Source organism: Paraperibacillus marinus, assembly GCF_046237605.1.
GTDB lineage: Bacteria > Bacillota > Bacilli > Bacillales > DSM-1321 > Paraperibacillus > Paraperibacillus marinus.
Map to the genome: position 1 here is coordinate 3,243,935 of NZ_CP143542.1, position 14,623 is coordinate 3,258,557.

General features: G+C 45.8%; 15 protein-coding genes. 4 read left to right on the forward strand and 11 right to left on the reverse strand.

Going from position 1 to position 14,623, the window contains the following annotated elements; translation table 11 throughout:
- Positions 1-198 precede the first annotated feature (198 nt).
- Both V1498_RS16385 and trpS read left to right on the forward strand, forming a co-directional pair.
- Positions 199-555 (forward strand): DUF3899 domain-containing protein, encoded by a 357-nt coding sequence (locus tag V1498_RS16385; protein ID WP_409294740.1) that lies wholly within the window; start codon positions 199-201, stop codon positions 553-555.
- Between the two features lie 231 nt (positions 556-786).
- Positions 787-1,773, forward strand: coding sequence for a tryptophan--tRNA ligase (gene trpS, locus V1498_RS16390; protein WP_409294741.1), 987 nt, complete (start codon positions 787-789; stop codon positions 1,771-1,773).
- Positions 1,774-1,848: 75 nt separating this feature from the next.
- On the opposite strand, the gene V1498_RS16395 is transcribed toward trpS, so the two are convergent.
- From V1498_RS16395 to V1498_RS16410, 4 genes are all read right to left on the reverse strand, one after another.
- A complete protein-coding gene (locus tag V1498_RS16395; protein ID WP_409299324.1) occupies positions 1,849-2,604 on the reverse strand; it encodes a YjbA family protein in 756 nt (251 codons plus the stop codon).
- Between the two features lie 223 nt (positions 2,605-2,827).
- Positions 2,828-3,604, reverse strand: coding sequence for a DUF2268 domain-containing protein (locus V1498_RS16400; RefSeq protein WP_409294742.1), 777 nt, complete (start codon positions 3,602-3,604; stop codon positions 2,828-2,830).
- Between the two features lie 330 nt (positions 3,605-3,934).
- Positions 3,935-5,173, reverse strand: coding sequence for a beta-ketoacyl-ACP synthase II (fabF, locus tag V1498_RS16405; protein ID WP_409294743.1), 1,239 nt, complete (start codon positions 5,171-5,173; stop codon positions 3,935-3,937).
- Positions 5,174-5,215: 42 nt separating this feature from the next.
- Complete coding sequence (locus V1498_RS16410; protein ID WP_409294744.1) at positions 5,216-6,151, reverse strand: beta-ketoacyl-ACP synthase III; 936 nt, start codon at positions 6,149-6,151, stop codon at positions 5,216-5,218.
- A 202-nt stretch (positions 6,152-6,353) separates the two neighbouring features.
- On the opposite strand from V1498_RS16410, the gene V1498_RS16415 reads away from it, so the two are divergent.
- The gene (locus V1498_RS16415; RefSeq protein ID WP_409294745.1) at positions 6,354-6,581 is read left to right on the forward strand and encodes a hypothetical protein; all 228 of its coding nucleotides are present in this window, start codon (positions 6,354-6,356) and stop codon (positions 6,579-6,581) included.
- A 34-nt stretch (positions 6,582-6,615) separates the two neighbouring features.
- Here V1498_RS16415 and V1498_RS16420 read toward each other — a convergent pair whose 3' ends face one another.
- From V1498_RS16420 to V1498_RS16430, 3 genes are all read right to left on the reverse strand, one after another.
- Complete coding sequence (locus tag V1498_RS16420; protein WP_409294746.1) at positions 6,616-6,798, reverse strand: ComZ family protein; 183 nt, start codon at positions 6,796-6,798, stop codon at positions 6,616-6,618.
- 118 nt (positions 6,799-6,916) lie between these two features.
- Positions 6,917-7,702, reverse strand: a complete 786-nt coding sequence (locus V1498_RS16425) for a hypothetical protein (protein ID WP_409294747.1) — start codon at positions 7,700-7,702, stop codon at positions 6,917-6,919.
- 74 nt (positions 7,703-7,776) lie between these two features.
- Entirely contained in the window at positions 7,777-8,502 is a 726-nt protein-coding gene (locus tag V1498_RS16430; protein WP_409294748.1) for a hypothetical protein, read from the reverse strand.
- A 180-nt stretch (positions 8,503-8,682) separates the two neighbouring features.
- Here V1498_RS16430 and V1498_RS16435 point away from each other — a divergent pair, with 180 nt between their 5' ends.
- Positions 8,683-8,871 (forward strand): YjzD family protein, encoded by a 189-nt coding sequence (locus V1498_RS16435; RefSeq protein WP_409294749.1) that lies wholly within the window; start codon positions 8,683-8,685, stop codon positions 8,869-8,871.
- Positions 8,872-8,936: 65 nt separating this feature from the next.
- Here V1498_RS16435 and V1498_RS16440 read toward each other — a convergent pair whose 3' ends face one another.
- From V1498_RS16440 to V1498_RS16455, 4 genes are all read right to left on the reverse strand, one after another.
- On the reverse strand, positions 8,937-9,128 hold the full coding sequence (locus tag V1498_RS16440) for a YjzC family protein (RefSeq protein ID WP_409291806.1): 192 nt from the start codon (positions 9,126-9,128) through the stop codon (positions 8,937-8,939).
- Between the two features lie 276 nt (positions 9,129-9,404).
- Entirely contained in the window at positions 9,405-10,364 is a 960-nt protein-coding gene (gene argF, locus V1498_RS16445; RefSeq protein WP_409294750.1) for an ornithine carbamoyltransferase, read from the reverse strand.
- Positions 10,354-13,479, reverse strand: coding sequence for a carbamoyl phosphate synthase large subunit (locus V1498_RS16450; protein ID WP_409294751.1), 3,126 nt, complete (start codon positions 13,477-13,479; stop codon positions 10,354-10,356). Before V1498_RS16450 ends, argF begins: the two co-directional genes overlap by 11 nt.
- Positions 13,472-14,548, reverse strand: a complete 1,077-nt coding sequence (locus tag V1498_RS16455) for a carbamoyl phosphate synthase small subunit (protein WP_409294752.1) — start codon at positions 14,546-14,548, stop codon at positions 13,472-13,474. The genes V1498_RS16450 and V1498_RS16455 overlap by 8 nt, the downstream gene beginning before the upstream one ends.
- Positions 14,549-14,623 lie beyond the last annotated feature (75 nt).

The window sequence follows — 14,623 nt, forward strand, 5'->3', positions numbered from 1 at the left end:
ATAACTTATTCAGACTTGGGAAAATTCTAAAGATTTTCGAAAGGAAAATATTCCAAATTATGAAATGTGCTGGCATTTCTCCATTTAGAAATACTCTGTTTTTGCTCTCTATTTTAATAATGCTTGCGTATTAAGTCCATTAATAGCTATACTTTTTTATAGTGAATTTTGCTTGTTTTTGGAGGAATATTAACCGCTATGATTAAACGATCTGCCATTGTTTTTTTGGCAACCATCCTGCTGTCGGCTGTCTTTGCTTTTTTAGGAGGCTACACGTACTTCGTTTCATTTATGAATGCTCTTTTTTTCAATGGGCTGTTTCTCATTATGGCAGCTGCCTTCCTCTTTGTAGTGGAAGGAGGATTCTTTAACGGCATCATTTTCAGCATGAAGAACTTCCTGAAATTGGATAGACTTGGCGCTTATGTTGCCCAGTTTGATACGGAAGAACTGGATAAGACCGAGTATCCCGTTAATAAAAAATACAGCTTCACACTTCCTTTTTTCCTTGCCGGACTCCTTGGATGCGCAATTAGTCTCCTTGCTGTGCTCTAGCATAGTTGCAGAAAAGCCTTCTGTTAGGATAAAATAGACTATAAAACTTTAAACCATTTTTCAGCTGGGCATGGCGGAAACTCTGTCCCGGATGCTTGAACCGGGACAATTGGACACGGGCGCCAGAGAAAATGGACGGTCCATTTAAAAAATGCCATTCGTCCCCAGAGGGATAGATTGGTTTTTTTTATGGCTGATATATCAGATCATCATACTAGGAGTTGTTACTGAATGAAGACTATATTTTCCGGCATCCAGCCGACTGGCAATGTAACGATCGGCAATTATATCGGGGCAATGAAACAATTTGTTGACCTTCAGCACGATTATAATTGTTATTTCTGCATTGTCGACCAGCATGCTATTACAATGCCACAAGACAGGCTTGAACTAAGGAAGAATGTCAGAAGCCTTGCAGCCCTGTATCTTTCCATCGGTCTCGACCCGGAAAAGGCCACTATCTTCATCCAATCAGAGGTACCCGCACATGCGCAGGCAGGCTGGGTCATGCAATGCATTTCCTATATAGGGGAACTTGAGAGGATGACACAATTCAAGGATAAATCGACCGGCAAAGATGCCGTCTCTTCAGGGCTGTTAACATATCCTCCGCTAATGGCAGCTGATATCCTCCTATATAAGACCGATCTTGTGCCTGTTGGGGATGACCAGAAGCAGCATATTGAACTGACCCGGGACCTTGCTGAAAGATTCAACAGGAAATACAACGATATCTTTACAATCCCGGAGATCCGCCTGCCTGAAGTAGGGGCAAGGGTTATGTCCCTCCAGGACCCTCACAAGAAAATGAGTAAATCTGATGTGAATAAGAAAGCCTTCATCACCCTTCTTGATGACGCAAGGACCATTGAGAAAAAAATAAAGAGTGCGGTCACCGACTCAGAAGGCATCGTCAAATTTGACAAAGAAAACAAACCGGGAGTCTCAAACCTGCTGTCCATTTATTCTATATTCAGCGGGAAGCCAGTGCAGGACATCGAAGAGAGCTACAAAGGAAAAGGATACGGTGATTTTAAGGGCGATTTGGCAAATGTGGTCATTGATGCCCTATTACCGATACAGAAGAGATATAACAGCCTGATCAACTCCGAGGAACTGGATGAAATCCTTGACCGCGGTGCCGAAAAAGCAAACCGCGAAGCCGGCAAAATGATCAGGAAGATCAATAATGCCATGGGCCTTGGCAGAAAGAGATGAAGCATGCCGCATACAACAAAGAGGCTTTCCTGATGAGGAAAGCCTCTTTGCTGCTTTAAAGTATATGTGTTTCTTCTATAATACTGGCGGACTGTCCCCAACTTCCATTTCCCAGAGTTTTTCAAAAAACGGCTGTCCCTTGATCAAGTTTCCGCATAGGGACAAATGTTTGGGGCTCCAATCATATTTAGCCGCCTCATAGAGCTCTTTCCATGCTGTTTCAAAGCCCAGGTTCTGGATGTATTCATACTTATGCGGCGACCATTCTGTATACCAGTACCTGATCTCCGCTGTATTCTTGGATGAATGGAGCTGGTCAAGCGCCATGAAGAGCAGCTGTTTGAGCTGGCGCTCCTTCCGGGTCAGTCCCTGCATCAGGTCGGGGGAAGGTGATAAAATGTGGTATTCCTTTGCCTCTTTGTCCTGTCTTTTGTTTTCATAAGGAGATTCTTCATGATTTTCAACCATTTCATAAACAAGCTGCTCCTGTCTTGGAATCAGCCTGCTTTTACGGATTGGAATGTTATAGCCGATTGTGTCAACAGCAAGTATGCCGTTTCCATCTGTCGCTATAAAACAATAATCCATCTGAATACGTTCATGATTCTTTCGGGCGTAACCTTTTTGAAAAATATCATCGAGCAATTCTTTAGGAAGTTCGGATAAATCATTTTCAATATAGTGAAACATAGAAGATGATACTTTGATGAGCGGCACCTGATCGAGCAGTTCTATACCATCGTCTTTTCTCCACTCATGAAAGTGGCAAATATTATACCCGTTTTCTTCCCCTTCAAACCAATTAACCCATACATCATGGAGATATAACATCATCTTACCCCTCACTTACTTGAAAACTGTTTGTCCATCAGTATAGGCATTTCCAAGTAAAAATATTCCTGTGCTGCCGCGGTTGAACATTTTTTTAAAGAAGAAAAGGCGCCTTGGCTCCCTTTCTCCTGAGGACCTGCAGCAGCCCTTATAAATGGTTATTAAGAAATATATACACCGGCTGAAAAATCTATGCAAAAAAGCGGATTCAGAGGGGGCTCGTTTAAAAATAGCCAGACAGGAATTCAGCGGATGATTGGGTGAAAGTATCCTCCTGCTCAAGCCCTTTCTCCTTTGCATACTTAAGTACGGCCATATAACCCGTGCAATAACCGAGCATTTTAGGGACCCTGCCGCCCCCGTAAAGCAGCTGGTCATGAAGCGGTTCTGTTTTTTTTACAGATAAATTTTTAGCTATATATTTTTTCCCAAGGCCGAGAGTCTCCCTGGGGCTGTATAATTTTGTCCAATCGGCAAGGAAGTCAGGGCCGACATTCTGTTCCACTGCTTGTTCAGCAAGGCCTTCAAGAACAATGGAATCCCCGAGGCCGTAGTCCTGCATGTCTTTTTTCATGGCATGCAGCCTGCAGACATGATGATATTCATGCACAAAGACTGCCTCTAATTCTTTATCTCTTAATCCTGGCGCATAGAATAGGAAAATCTTATCTTTAAAAGCCAGTCCAGATTTGCGGTTTTTTCCCCCGTCAAGGATGCCTGTGCTCCCATGCGGAAAAATGAAAACAGGGATGTCTGGGCCCTTCCACTTTTTCCGGTAAGAACTAAAGTGAGAGGAAATTTTTTCCCAAACCTTTTTTTCCTGAAGTTTCTGGAAATCATCCCGGGATCTCCTGGAATATCTGTACATCCCATTCCTCACTAAGTATTGATACACCAGCTGTTCCGATGACTCATTGAATAGCTTCTTGAATCTGCCGCAAAGCTGAAGAGGGTTATCCAGATGTTCCTTTAGCCATTTATCTGTGTGAATGACGCCCATACCCCTCTCATCCCTTCATCAAAATTATGGTTTATTATATGCGGCAGACTGGAATGTGCCATTTCCAAATGAGAAATCCACTAAAAGCAGGCAGCGCCACAAGGCACAAGAAAAAACCGGCTCCATATAGGAACCGGTTGCGTGGAAAAGGGGCGGAGCTGCATGTATCATAAGGTTTCCTGCAGCTATGTGGCAACATCATTTATCTTGCTGGCATTCCTGCCTGCACCTTTCTCCGCTCTAACGCCTTATTATGTTTGTTCCTGCTCTTGTCTAAGTCCCTTTCCATTCATGGGCTGAGAGCAGAAAACTCATGTTTGTTTTGTGCATTTATTTAAATTTCTTGAATACCAGGGTTGCATTGTGGCCGCCAAAGCCCAATGAATTGCTCATAGCAGCGTTCACTTCCATTTCCCGGGCTTTATTAGGAACATAATCGAGATCGCATTCCGGATCCTGTTCCTCAAGGTTAATGGTCGGCGGTACAAGATTGTTTTTAATTGCGAGCACCGTCAGGATCGCTTCTATGCCGCCAGCTGCCCCAAGCAGATGACCGGTCATCGATTTAGTAGAGCTAACGGCGAGATTGGCTGCACTGTCCCCGAACACTTCCTTGATTGCCATGGTCTCGAATTTGTCATTATAAGGGGTGCTGGTGCCGTGAGCGTTGATGTATTGAATATCTTCAGGACGCAGCCCGGCATCCTCAACAGCCATTCTCATCGCACGTGCGCCGCCTTCTCCCCCGGGAGCAGGTGCGGTGATATGGTGGGCATCACCTGTCGCCCCGTACCCGACTATTTCAGCATAAATCTTAGCCCCTCTGGCAAGGGCGTGCTCCAATTCCTCAAGGACTATAATCCCAGCTCCTTCTCCTATGACAAAGCCATCCCTGTTCTTATCAAACGGCCTGCTTGCCGTCTTGGGATCAGGATTAGTTGTGAGGGCAGTATTTGCACAAAAGCCTGCAATGGCCATCCTGGTGATCGGCGCTTCTGAGCCGCCGGTCACCATCGCATCCGCGTCTCCCCGCTGGATGACTTTAAAAGCATCTCCGATCGAATTGGTGCCTGTGGCACAGGCAGTTACCGTACATGAGTTGAATCCTTTGGCACCAAGAGTGATCGAAACCTGTCCCGCAGCCATATCCGGAATCATCATGGGCACGAAGAAAGGGCTGACTCTGCGGGGACCCCTGTTAAGAAGAGTCTCGAATTGGTTTTCAAATGTTTCCATCCCGCCGATGCCTGACCCGATCCATACTCCAACGCGGGCAGCGTTGTTCTCATTAATCTCAAGGCCGGCGTCTTTCACAGCCATTAATGACGCAGCCACCGCATACTGGGTGAAGCGGTCCATTTTCCTGGCATCCTTCTTATCAATAAAATCTGCAGAATTAAAATCATTTATTTCAGCGGCTACTTTTGCCGGATAATCCTCAGCATTCACCCTTGTGAGCGGTCCTACCCCGGAAACTCCCGCGATAGCATTCTGCCAGAAGGTTTCAGTATCCTTCCCGATTGGAGTAAGCGAGCCTAATCCAGTTACAACAACTCTGCGTTTAGTCATTTAATTCTTCCTTTCTATCTCATCATCCATTTATTTTAAATCTTATCTTCCCCATTTGAGAGCGATGGCTCCCCAGGTCAAGCCTCCTCCGAAACCGACCATAACAATCACATCGCCATCCTTCACTTTGCCAGCTTCCAGTTCTTCGACAAGTGAAAGGGGAATGGAAGCAGCGGAAGTATTGCCGTATTTATGGACGGTACAGGACATCTTCTCCGGCGGTAGATCCAGCCTTTCTCGGGCTGACTCCATAATCCTGATATTGGCCTGGTGCGGAATGAGCATATCTACATCATCTTTAGTCAATCCAGCCTTTTCAAGCACATTTACGCTGGATTCACCCATCTGCCGTACAGCAAATTTAAATACTTCTCTTCCATTCATGCTAAGGTATAAACCGTCCTGGTACAAATATTTGCCTCCAGAACCATCAGACCCGAGTTCAAAGGAGAGAATACCTTTTCCGTCATCGACCGGCCCCATGATGACTGCGCCTGCCCCGTCTCCAAAAAGGACAGCGGTGTTGCGGTCATCCCAATTTGTAATTTTTGAGAGCTTCTCGACGCCAATCACTAAAATGTGTTTATACGCGCCGGTTTTGATGAATTGGCCTGCTGTTATCATTCCATACATGAACCCGGCACAGGCCGCGCTAAGATCCATGGCAGCAGCTTTTCTTGCTCCCAGCCTTTCCTGAAGCATACACGAAACGGTTGGAAAAGGCCTGTCGGGAGTGACTGTTGCCACGAGGATCAAGTCTATTTCTTCCGGGGCAATTCCCGCATTCTCGATGGCCTTCTTTGCAGCTTCATATGCCATATCGGACGTATTGATATCGTCTCCGGCAATTCTGCGCTCCTCGATGCCGGTCCTGGTTCGGATCCATTCATCTGAGGTATCCACCATTTTTTCAAGGTCAAAGTTTGTGAGTATTTTTTCTGGCAGATACCGGCCAATACCGATTATTCCAGCATTCATCTAAACAACCCCTCTGCTTACATTTAATTTATACTTTTCTATTTTATTAGCAATTATTATGACTTGGTACTAATTTTATCTAAAATAATATTTATATGCAATATTTAATACGCAAAATCTTAACAGCATGGCTATAGTCTAGTCCATGATTATTCCATTTCATATAGTAGCAGTAAGAAAATCTGAAAGGAGAGGCTGAAAGTTGAACAAACCGGAAAACCAGGACCGCATTTCACAATTCATGTTCGGACGCCGTGTTCAAAAACAGGAAGAGGAAGATAAAAGCAAAAGCCTTACTCAGAAAATATCCAGCATCGACCTTGATAAAGTGATGAACCAAGTGGACAGCATCATGAATATCTATGATCAGGTGAAACCGGCCATACAGCAGATTACACCGATTTTCGGCATATTCAAGAAAAAAAAATAAAAGCTGCCCCGCAGCTTTTACCCTTTTAAGTGCCTTATTTTAGTGCATCCTGCTTTCCAAGCTCGTAAGCATCCTGCATCACCTTTTGGAATAAGTCCATAAAATGCGGCAGAAGATCCATGGATAATTCTATTCCAGCCTTATCCAGCCTTTCCTTGGCTTCAGGAAAATACTTCATGGCAATGGCCATGAATTCCATGTTTCTATTTTGGTCCATACTCGTACTCCCTCCCCCTTATAAAAATCTCCAAAAAAAAAAGACCTATGAGCCAAAACAATTAGTTCATACGCCTATTTTATCCGTGCAGTGTCTTCTTTTCAATCAGGAAGCCCCATTACCATCTCGACAGCTGCTGAAATTTCATAAAATGTTCCGTTTGTTTCAGGATCCCATTTTCTGGAGTCGTCAACACAGGGACGAGCAGCTGGCTGCCGCTGTGCTCCCGCGGCACCCCGTCCAGGAAATCACCAGGAGGATATTCAATCCCCACTTGTTCAGCACACTGCTGCCATGACCGGGGAGCATCGCTCCATACGCTGATTTCCTGTTCCCTGCCTTTTAATATGGAGGGAATGATTTGCATTAGATCCTCAGCAAATATTGCATCATCATTGCATTCACTTTTGCAGATTTCGCTGATTTCCTCCTTGCTTCGGCCTTCAATTGCAGCCTGGAAGCACATATGTGCAGGCTGCCATGGGCCGTAAATGGTTGGAAGAGATACTTTCCTGCAATTTGAATGCCCGAAAATATCTGCGGGAATTCCAGGGGAATATCCGCGCGGAAGGAAAAACACTGCCTGTTTGGCCCAGCCGCTTTCTTGGCTGAAAGCATTCAGCATGTTCCATTCCTCTCCTGCTGTCATTCCGGATTTTATAAAGTCATAATATGAAACAAGGAGCCCGGCTTCAGGATCTTCACTTCCCTCCCGCTGCCATTCGTCCATAGGCAGATAGGAAAAGTTTCCGTTTCTCCCGACCTCCAGGAATTTACTTTCAAAAGCGGCTTCGTCTCCTGAACCCCAGTCAATCCCTACTACTTCGTATCCTTCTTCCAGCAGCCTTTTGCAAAGATAAAAGCCAAGGAATCTAAAATTCCCGACCACTATAAATTTCTGCATTTCCTCACCTCTTGTTCCCCTCTATATTCTGTATCATATGAATGAGGAGCCCTGTATTTACCCAATTTCGTAAATTAGAGGTATTTTTCATGTCTTTTAAAAAACTGCCTGGCAATCACCCCGCATTTGTAACGCTTTTCTGCTAAAAGATACTGAATCTCCACTTCGCTTCCCGCCTGTTTGGCTGCCTCAAGTTCTTTATATAGATAAGACTGATCTTCCTCACTGCCGCCAAGCACATGAATGATCTGCAGCGGCGTTTTTATATCAGTACCTCTCAGTTCCTCTCTTTCAAGGAGGTTTAATTCGCCGGCATCCAGATTATAGGCCTGGGCAATTTCCTGCTCAAAACCTTTAAAGTAGACTTTCCGTTCCCTCTCCCTTTGTATAAGTTCACTCAAGGAGAGGCACGGATTAAGAAAAACGGCAGAGCGGAATCCCTCTGGACACACCGTCATAAGTTTCAAAGCAGTAAGTGCGCCTGTTCCCTCAGCCAGGATATGAATCCGGTCATTCAGGATCTCACTTTTCATCAGCAGGTGGCGCAGCTTGATGGCTGAATGTACGGATAGATCATTTCCCCAATTCGGCCTGTACAGATTTGAAGCAAACAGTGTATATCCAGAATCTTTAAGGAGCTGCAGCATTTCTGAACGGCCCGGATGATTCTGCCAATAGCTGCCCTCTTTATCGACATAATGGTGTCTGTCTCCGAGGATCATGACAGCAAACCCGCTTGGCCTCTCCGGGTAATAAACGATATTCCATTGTCCATCAAACTGGAAAATCCGTTGTTCCATACCCTGCTCTCCCTTTCTTATCATTCATTCTCTTTTCCCGCCAGGAGTTGTCACTAGTTATAATATTAAGTATATTCTATATTTGAATGGTCATTAAACCAAAGAAAAGAAAAAAGCCATGCACTCACAGAATCTTGTATGATAAAATAAGAATGACGTTTTAGGATTGAGGTGAACTTTATGAAAGTATTCTGGACCTTTTTCTGGACAATGCTGCTAGTTCTCATGCTTACATATGTTGTAAGCTCCATGAACGGAGTGGAACCTGATTTTACTCAGGGAGCAATTATTGGGGTTGTGGTTACTGTGCTTATTTTAATCATCGCTTCCATCATTCCTGACGAGCCGGCAAAAACTCCGCATCATTGATGCTGCTTTTCGGATATGCAAAAAGGGGCACCTGAACAAAGGTGTCCCTTTTTGCATTCCTGTAATCACTTCTGCGCCTGTGGTTTGGGGGCGTAAGCCCACTGTCTGTCATCATTGGTAGTTTCGGGGAAGCTGTCTCCGGCATTCAGATGAATCTTGCGCGGATTCCTTACCATGCTGCCGCCCACTCCGACTTCTACATAGCTGCCGTTGTTAGGGGCCTTGCTTCCACCCTGAAATCTGTGCTTCTGGCCCATTTTATCCCTCCTTCCTCCCATATTATCTTCGGAATATTACTTTTCTAACACAGTAAACAAACATGAGTTTTCTACTCTCAGCCCATGCATGGAAAGGAACCTGCTCAGGGAGCAGGAACAAACACAATAAGGCGGTGGAGCGGAGTAAGCCGCAGGCAGGAATGCCAGCAAGATAAATGATGTTCAAACCTAGCTGCTGAAAGACTTATAATACAAGCAGCTCCGCCCCTTTTCCACAGAAAGAAGACGGGCATTCTCATGCCCGGTGAATCCAGTTCATTGCAACAGGTCGACCAATAATGCCTTTTGGGCATGTAGGCGGTTCCCTGCCTGGTGAAAAATGACTGAATGGGGGCCGTCTATCACTTCACTTTCCACTTCCTCGCCGCGATGGGCGGGCAGGCAGTGCATAAATACATAATCCCTTGCCGCTGTATTGGCAAGCTCCTGATTGATTTTATAACCCCTGAATTTTTCAAGCCTGATTTCATTTTCTTCTTCCTGGCCCATGCTGGTCCACACATCTGAATATATGATGTCAGCATCCTTCACGGCTCTCCACACATCTTCAGTAACCTGAATATCTGCACCGGAGATGGAGCCTGACAGACGGCTTGCTTCCAGGCAGACTGGATCTGGCATATATTCCTTTGGACAGGCAAGGGCAAAGTGTATACCCATTTTCCCGCAAGCCTCCATAAGGGAGTGAGCCATATTGTTTCCATCTCCGACATAGGCCATTTTCAAGCCTTTAAGGGATCCTTTTATTTCTCTGATTGTCAATAAATCAGCAATCGCCTGGCACGGATGAGCAAAATCCGTCAGCCCATTGATTACGGGCACGGATGCGCACCTTGCCAATTCTTCCACTTTTTCATGACTGAAGGTCCTGATCATGATTCCGTCCACATATTCTGATAAAACACCGGCTGTATCAGAAATGGTTTCCCCCCGTCCGAGCTGCAGGTCGCGTGAACTGAGGAACAGTGCATGCCCTCCAAGCTGAAGCATGCCGGTTTCAAAGGATACCCGGGTCCTGGTGGACGATTTTTCAAAGATCATTCCAAGAGTCTTCCCTCTCAGCGGCTCGTATATTTCCCCAAGAGCCCTTTTTGTTTTTATCCGGGCGGCGAGATCCAATATACTGCTGATTTCTCCCGGACTGAAATCCGCTATCGTCAAAAAATCTTTTTTACATAATATTCTGCTCCTGGCCGCCCCTGTATCATTTACCAATTTTCTCACCTCTTGTTCCTATGTTCATCTTCCATTCCTGCAAAGAAACCACCTCGTCCACAGCACCTGATAATGACTCCATGAATACCCGGAAGGTTTCTAATTCTGAAAAGCTCAGCAGCCTGTATTTTGCCGCCAGCTTCCTGATCTCAAAATCTGCCGGGGCAGCCCCGAAGGTAAGTACGGCAGCCCCATTTCCTTCCTGGAACCATGCAGCCGGATCTTCGGTGGCGGTAAACAGGAATCCTTTTTCCACCAGCTGGGTTTCTAATTCGCTGTCAAGTCTGGTCGAGGGGCTTATAAGAATTTCGTTTTTCCCGCCTAAGCCGCCTTTTTTCATGAAGGCTTTATATAAGGCGCCTTCCCTGCTGCGGCTTATGGCTATGCCTTCACCTGTTGATTTCATTTCCGGGCCGATTTTTGAATCCAGTCCACTAAGAGCGTAGGTTGAGAATACGGGATACTTCACTGCGATGAATGGATACTCCATGGATAGGCTGGCGGGTTCATTCGACAAAGAATATTTCCCAAGCAATACTTTTGTCGCATTTTGGACCATCGGCACCCCAGACAGCTTGCTGATGATGGGTACAGTCCTGCTTGCCCTTGGATTGACTTCGAGGACATACAGCTTTTCTCCATCGAGCACAAATTGGATATTCATCAATCCTTTATAGCCGAGTTCCTTAACAAGGCGCAGAGCATACTCTTGCATCAGATTTTTGGTGGATATGCTGATATTCTGCGCAGGAAGATAGACCATGCTGTCACCAGAATGCACCCCTGCTTTCTCGATATGCTCGGCAATCATGGGAATGCTGGCTGACTTTCCGTCCGCAATGACATCCGCTTCTGCTTCACTGCCTCTGATATATTTGTCAATCAGGACAGGAAATTCAATTTCCCAGCCATCCTCGAGCTTTTTACGAAGCTCCTGCCTTGAATGGATGACCACCATGCCGCTCCCCCCGATCACATAAGAAGGGCGCAGCAGGATAGGGAAGCCCAGGGTCTCACAGTGTGCGAAGACCTCTTCAATACTGCCTGCTTCATATCCGGGAATATGCGGTATATCCAATTTTTGGAGCAGCTGGTAAAAGCGGCTGCGGTCCTCCGTCTGATCAAGAACATCAAAGCTCGTTCCCAAAAGTTTCACACCATTTGACTCCAGCTCTTTCGCAAGATTGATCGCTGTCTGGCCGCCGAATTGGACGATGACCGAATCAATTTCTTCAGCTTCAAGTACATTCAGGATGGATTCAATGGTCAGGGGTTCAAAATACAGCCGGTCAGAAGCCGCAAAATCTGTGCTTACTGTTTCAGGATTGTTATTGATCATCACTGCCTCATATCCTTCAGCTTTTAAGGCATAGACCGCATGCACGGAACAATAATCAAACTCGATTCCCTGACCGATGCGAATCGGACCGCTCCCGATTACCAGCACCTTTTTCCTATTGGAGGGCATCTGTTCATTTTCTCCAAAATACGTTGAATAAAAGTAATTAGTCGCTGATTCAAATTCAGCTGCACAGGTATCTACCATTTTATAAGCAGCCCTGATCCCATACTTTTTCCTGATGCTTCTGATGAGTGATTCATCCACTTTCCATGCGCGGCCAAGAAAACTGTCTGAAAAACCCGTCTCTTTATAAAGCTGGAGTTCCTCCCGTGTAACTGAATCTGCTCCGTTCCCTTTAATACGCCCTTCTATTTCCACCAGATTTTTAAAACAGTTTAAATAGTACAAATCGATGGCGGTGACGTTATGAATTTCTTCCAGGGATATGCCCCTCCTGAGCAGCTCAAAAATGATGAATAATCTTTCATCGGTGCTTTCTTTAAGTGTCCTCATCAATTCTCCCATGGTTTTACCTTTAATGCTATGCAGTTCAAGGCCGTCAAGTTTTAGCTCAAGTGAGACAATTGCCTTTTGCAGGGCTGCCTCCAGGCTTTTTTCTATCGCCATCACCTCGCCGGTCGCTTTCATCTGTGTTCCTAGCCTGCGATATGCTTCCGGGAACTTATCAAATGGCCAGCGCGGGAATTTGACCACTGTATAATCAAGCGCAGGCTCAAAGCTTGCGTAAGTGCTCCTTGTGACTGGATTCATCAACTCATCCAGCCTGTATCCGACTGCAAGCTTAGCCGCAATCCTGGCGATAGGATAACCGGTGGCTTTAGATGCAAGTGCAGAGGAGCGGCTTACCCTTGGATTTACTTCAATCAGGTAGTAACGCTTGCTTTCAGGGTCGAGAGCAAACTGGATATTGCAGCCGCCGATAATCCCAAGGGAAGAAATGATCTTAATAGAGGCTGACCGCAAGAGATTGTATTCTTCATCCGTGAGTGTCTGCGATGGCGCAACCACGATAGAATCGCCGGTGTGTATGCCAACCGGATCGATATTTTCCATGTTGCAGATGGTAATGCAGGTGTTGCCGGCATCCCGCATCACCTCATATTCAATTTCCTTGAAGCCGGCGATGCTTTTTTCTACGAGACATTGCCCGATTGCACTTTCCTGAAGGCCTGACCTGACAATCTCCCGGAACTCCTCCATATTTCCCGCTATCCCGCCGCCGGTACCGCCCAATGTATATGCCGGCCTGATGATAATTGGAAAACCTATTTGATCCGCAAACTGTACAGCTTCCTCCACTGTTTTTATAATTTCACTCTCTGGTACAGGTTCATTGATTTCATACATCAGATTCCTAAAAAGCTCCCTGTCCTCCCCCCGTTTGATTGAATCAATCGGCGTGCCCAGGAGGCGGACATTTAACCGGTCGAGTATGCCGTCTTCATGCAGTTCAAAGGCAAGGTTCAAACCAGTCTGCCCGCCAAGGGTTGCCAGCAGGCCGTCAGGCTTTTCCTTTTCCATCACCCTCGTCACCACTTCTTTTGTAAGCGGCTCAAAGTACACCTTATCTGCATGAATCTCATCGGTCATGATGGTCGCAGGATTGCTGTTGATCAGGATGACTTTATATCCCTCTTCCTTTAGTGCAAGGCAGCCCTGTGTGCCTGCATAATCGAATTCGGCTGCCTGCCCGATGACAATCGGGCCGGAACCTATAACCAGTATTGTTTGTAAGCTCGTGTCTTTAGGCATATGCTTTTTCTCTCCCAGCTTTTTGTTTCACCATTTCCATATATTCATCGAAAATATAATTACTTTCATACGGCCCAGGGTTTGCTTCAGGATGGAACTGAACTGATATGATTGGCAGAACATTGTGTTTCAGGCCTTCAATGCTGTTATCATTCACATTTTTGTACAGGACGGACAGCCCGGTTTGGCCAAGGCTTCCATCCTTCACAACATATCCATGATTTTGTGAGGTCATAAATACCTGTTTAGTTTTTATATTTACAACTGGCTGATTCGCTCCCCGGTGGCCAAACAGGAGTCTCTCTGTATTTCCGCCAAAAGCCAGTGCCAGAAGCTGGTGGCCAAGACAGATGCCCATGGTAGGAAACCTTGAAACAGTCTCCCTGATTGATTTCATATACTGAGTGAGCGCCTTGGGATCACCTGGTCCATTGGATAACACAATTCCATCCGGCTTTAGGGTATTTATAGTGCTTGCCTCAGTGTGGTAAGGCACGGTTGTAACCCGGCAGTCCCTGGCCAGCAGTTCATCCAGAATGGACTTTTTATAGCCAAAATCAAGCATGACAATATGATGCTTTCCTGTTCCGCAGGTTATGATTTCATTGGATGCGACCCTTTGGACAAGTCCGCTCATTCTTTGGGTGCCCGGGGAAGCAAGGGCGGCATCGGCTGACAAAGTGCCTCCCATGGACCCTTCCCTCCTGATCCTTTTGACGATCGCCCTGGTATCTGCCTTGCCGAGCAGGGGGATATTCCACTTATTCAAATAATCCATTAATGAGGATTCGGCTTTGTAGTGGGAGTAATGCTTAGTGCCCTGATACACGACTACCCCGGCCGCATGGGGCATCCTGCTTTCGAAATCCTCTTGATTGATGCCGTAATTACCGATTAGAGGATACGTAAAGACGACGATCTGTCCTTTATAAGAAGGGTCCGTCAAAACTTCCTGATAACCCGTCATGCCAGTAAAAAAGACCACTTCCCCTTCAAAGTTCCCCTCTGATTCAGAGAGCCACTCCCCTTCAAATTTATCCCCATTTTCTAAGTGCAGATATCCTTTCATGTCGACGCCTCGCTTTGTATAATTATTTATATATAAGTATTTTTATGCATTATTGTCCAGTAAAAGAGCCCTTGG

What these genes read in the sequence shown, in the direction of transcription:
- V1498_RS16385 (WP_409294740.1), top strand. Translation starts at nt 199, where the DNA reads ATGATTAAACGATCTGCCATTGTTTTTTTGGCAACCATCCTGCTGTCG.
- trpS (WP_409294741.1), top strand. Translation starts at nt 787, where the DNA reads ATGAAGACTATATTTTCCGGCATCCAGCCGACTGGCAATGTAACGATC.
- V1498_RS16395 (WP_409299324.1), bottom strand. Translation starts at nt 2,604, where the DNA reads ATGTTATATCTCCATGATGTATGGGTTAATTGGTTTGAAGGGGAAGAA.
- V1498_RS16400 (WP_409294742.1), bottom strand. Translation starts at nt 3,604, where the DNA reads ATGGGCGTCATTCACACAGATAAATGGCTAAAGGAACATCTGGATAAC.
- fabF (WP_409294743.1), bottom strand. Translation starts at nt 5,173, where the DNA reads ATGACTAAACGCAGAGTTGTTGTAACTGGATTAGGCTCGCTTACTCCA.
- V1498_RS16410 (WP_409294744.1), bottom strand. Translation starts at nt 6,151, where the DNA reads ATGAATGCTGGAATAATCGGTATTGGCCGGTATCTGCCAGAAAAAATA.
- V1498_RS16420 (WP_409294746.1), bottom strand. Translation starts at nt 6,798, where the DNA reads ATGGACCAAAATAGAAACATGGAATTCATGGCCATTGCCATGAAGTAT.
- V1498_RS16425 (WP_409294747.1), bottom strand. Translation starts at nt 7,702, where the DNA reads ATGCAGAAATTTATAGTGGTCGGGAATTTTAGATTCCTTGGCTTTTAT.
- V1498_RS16430 (WP_409294748.1), bottom strand. Translation starts at nt 8,502, where the DNA reads ATGGAACAACGGATTTTCCAGTTTGATGGACAATGGAATATCGTTTAT.
- V1498_RS16435 (WP_409294749.1), top strand. Translation starts at nt 8,683, where the DNA reads ATGAAAGTATTCTGGACCTTTTTCTGGACAATGCTGCTAGTTCTCATG.
- V1498_RS16440 (WP_409291806.1), bottom strand. Translation starts at nt 9,128, where the DNA reads ATGGGCCAGAAGCACAGATTTCAGGGTGGAAGCAAGGCCCCTAACAAC.
- V1498_RS16450 (WP_409294751.1), bottom strand. Translation starts at nt 13,479, where the DNA reads ATGCCTAAAGACACGAGCTTACAAACAATACTGGTTATAGGTTCCGGC.
- V1498_RS16455 (WP_409294752.1), bottom strand. Translation starts at nt 14,548, where the DNA reads ATGAAAGGATATCTGCACTTAGAAAATGGGGATAAATTTGAAGGGGAG.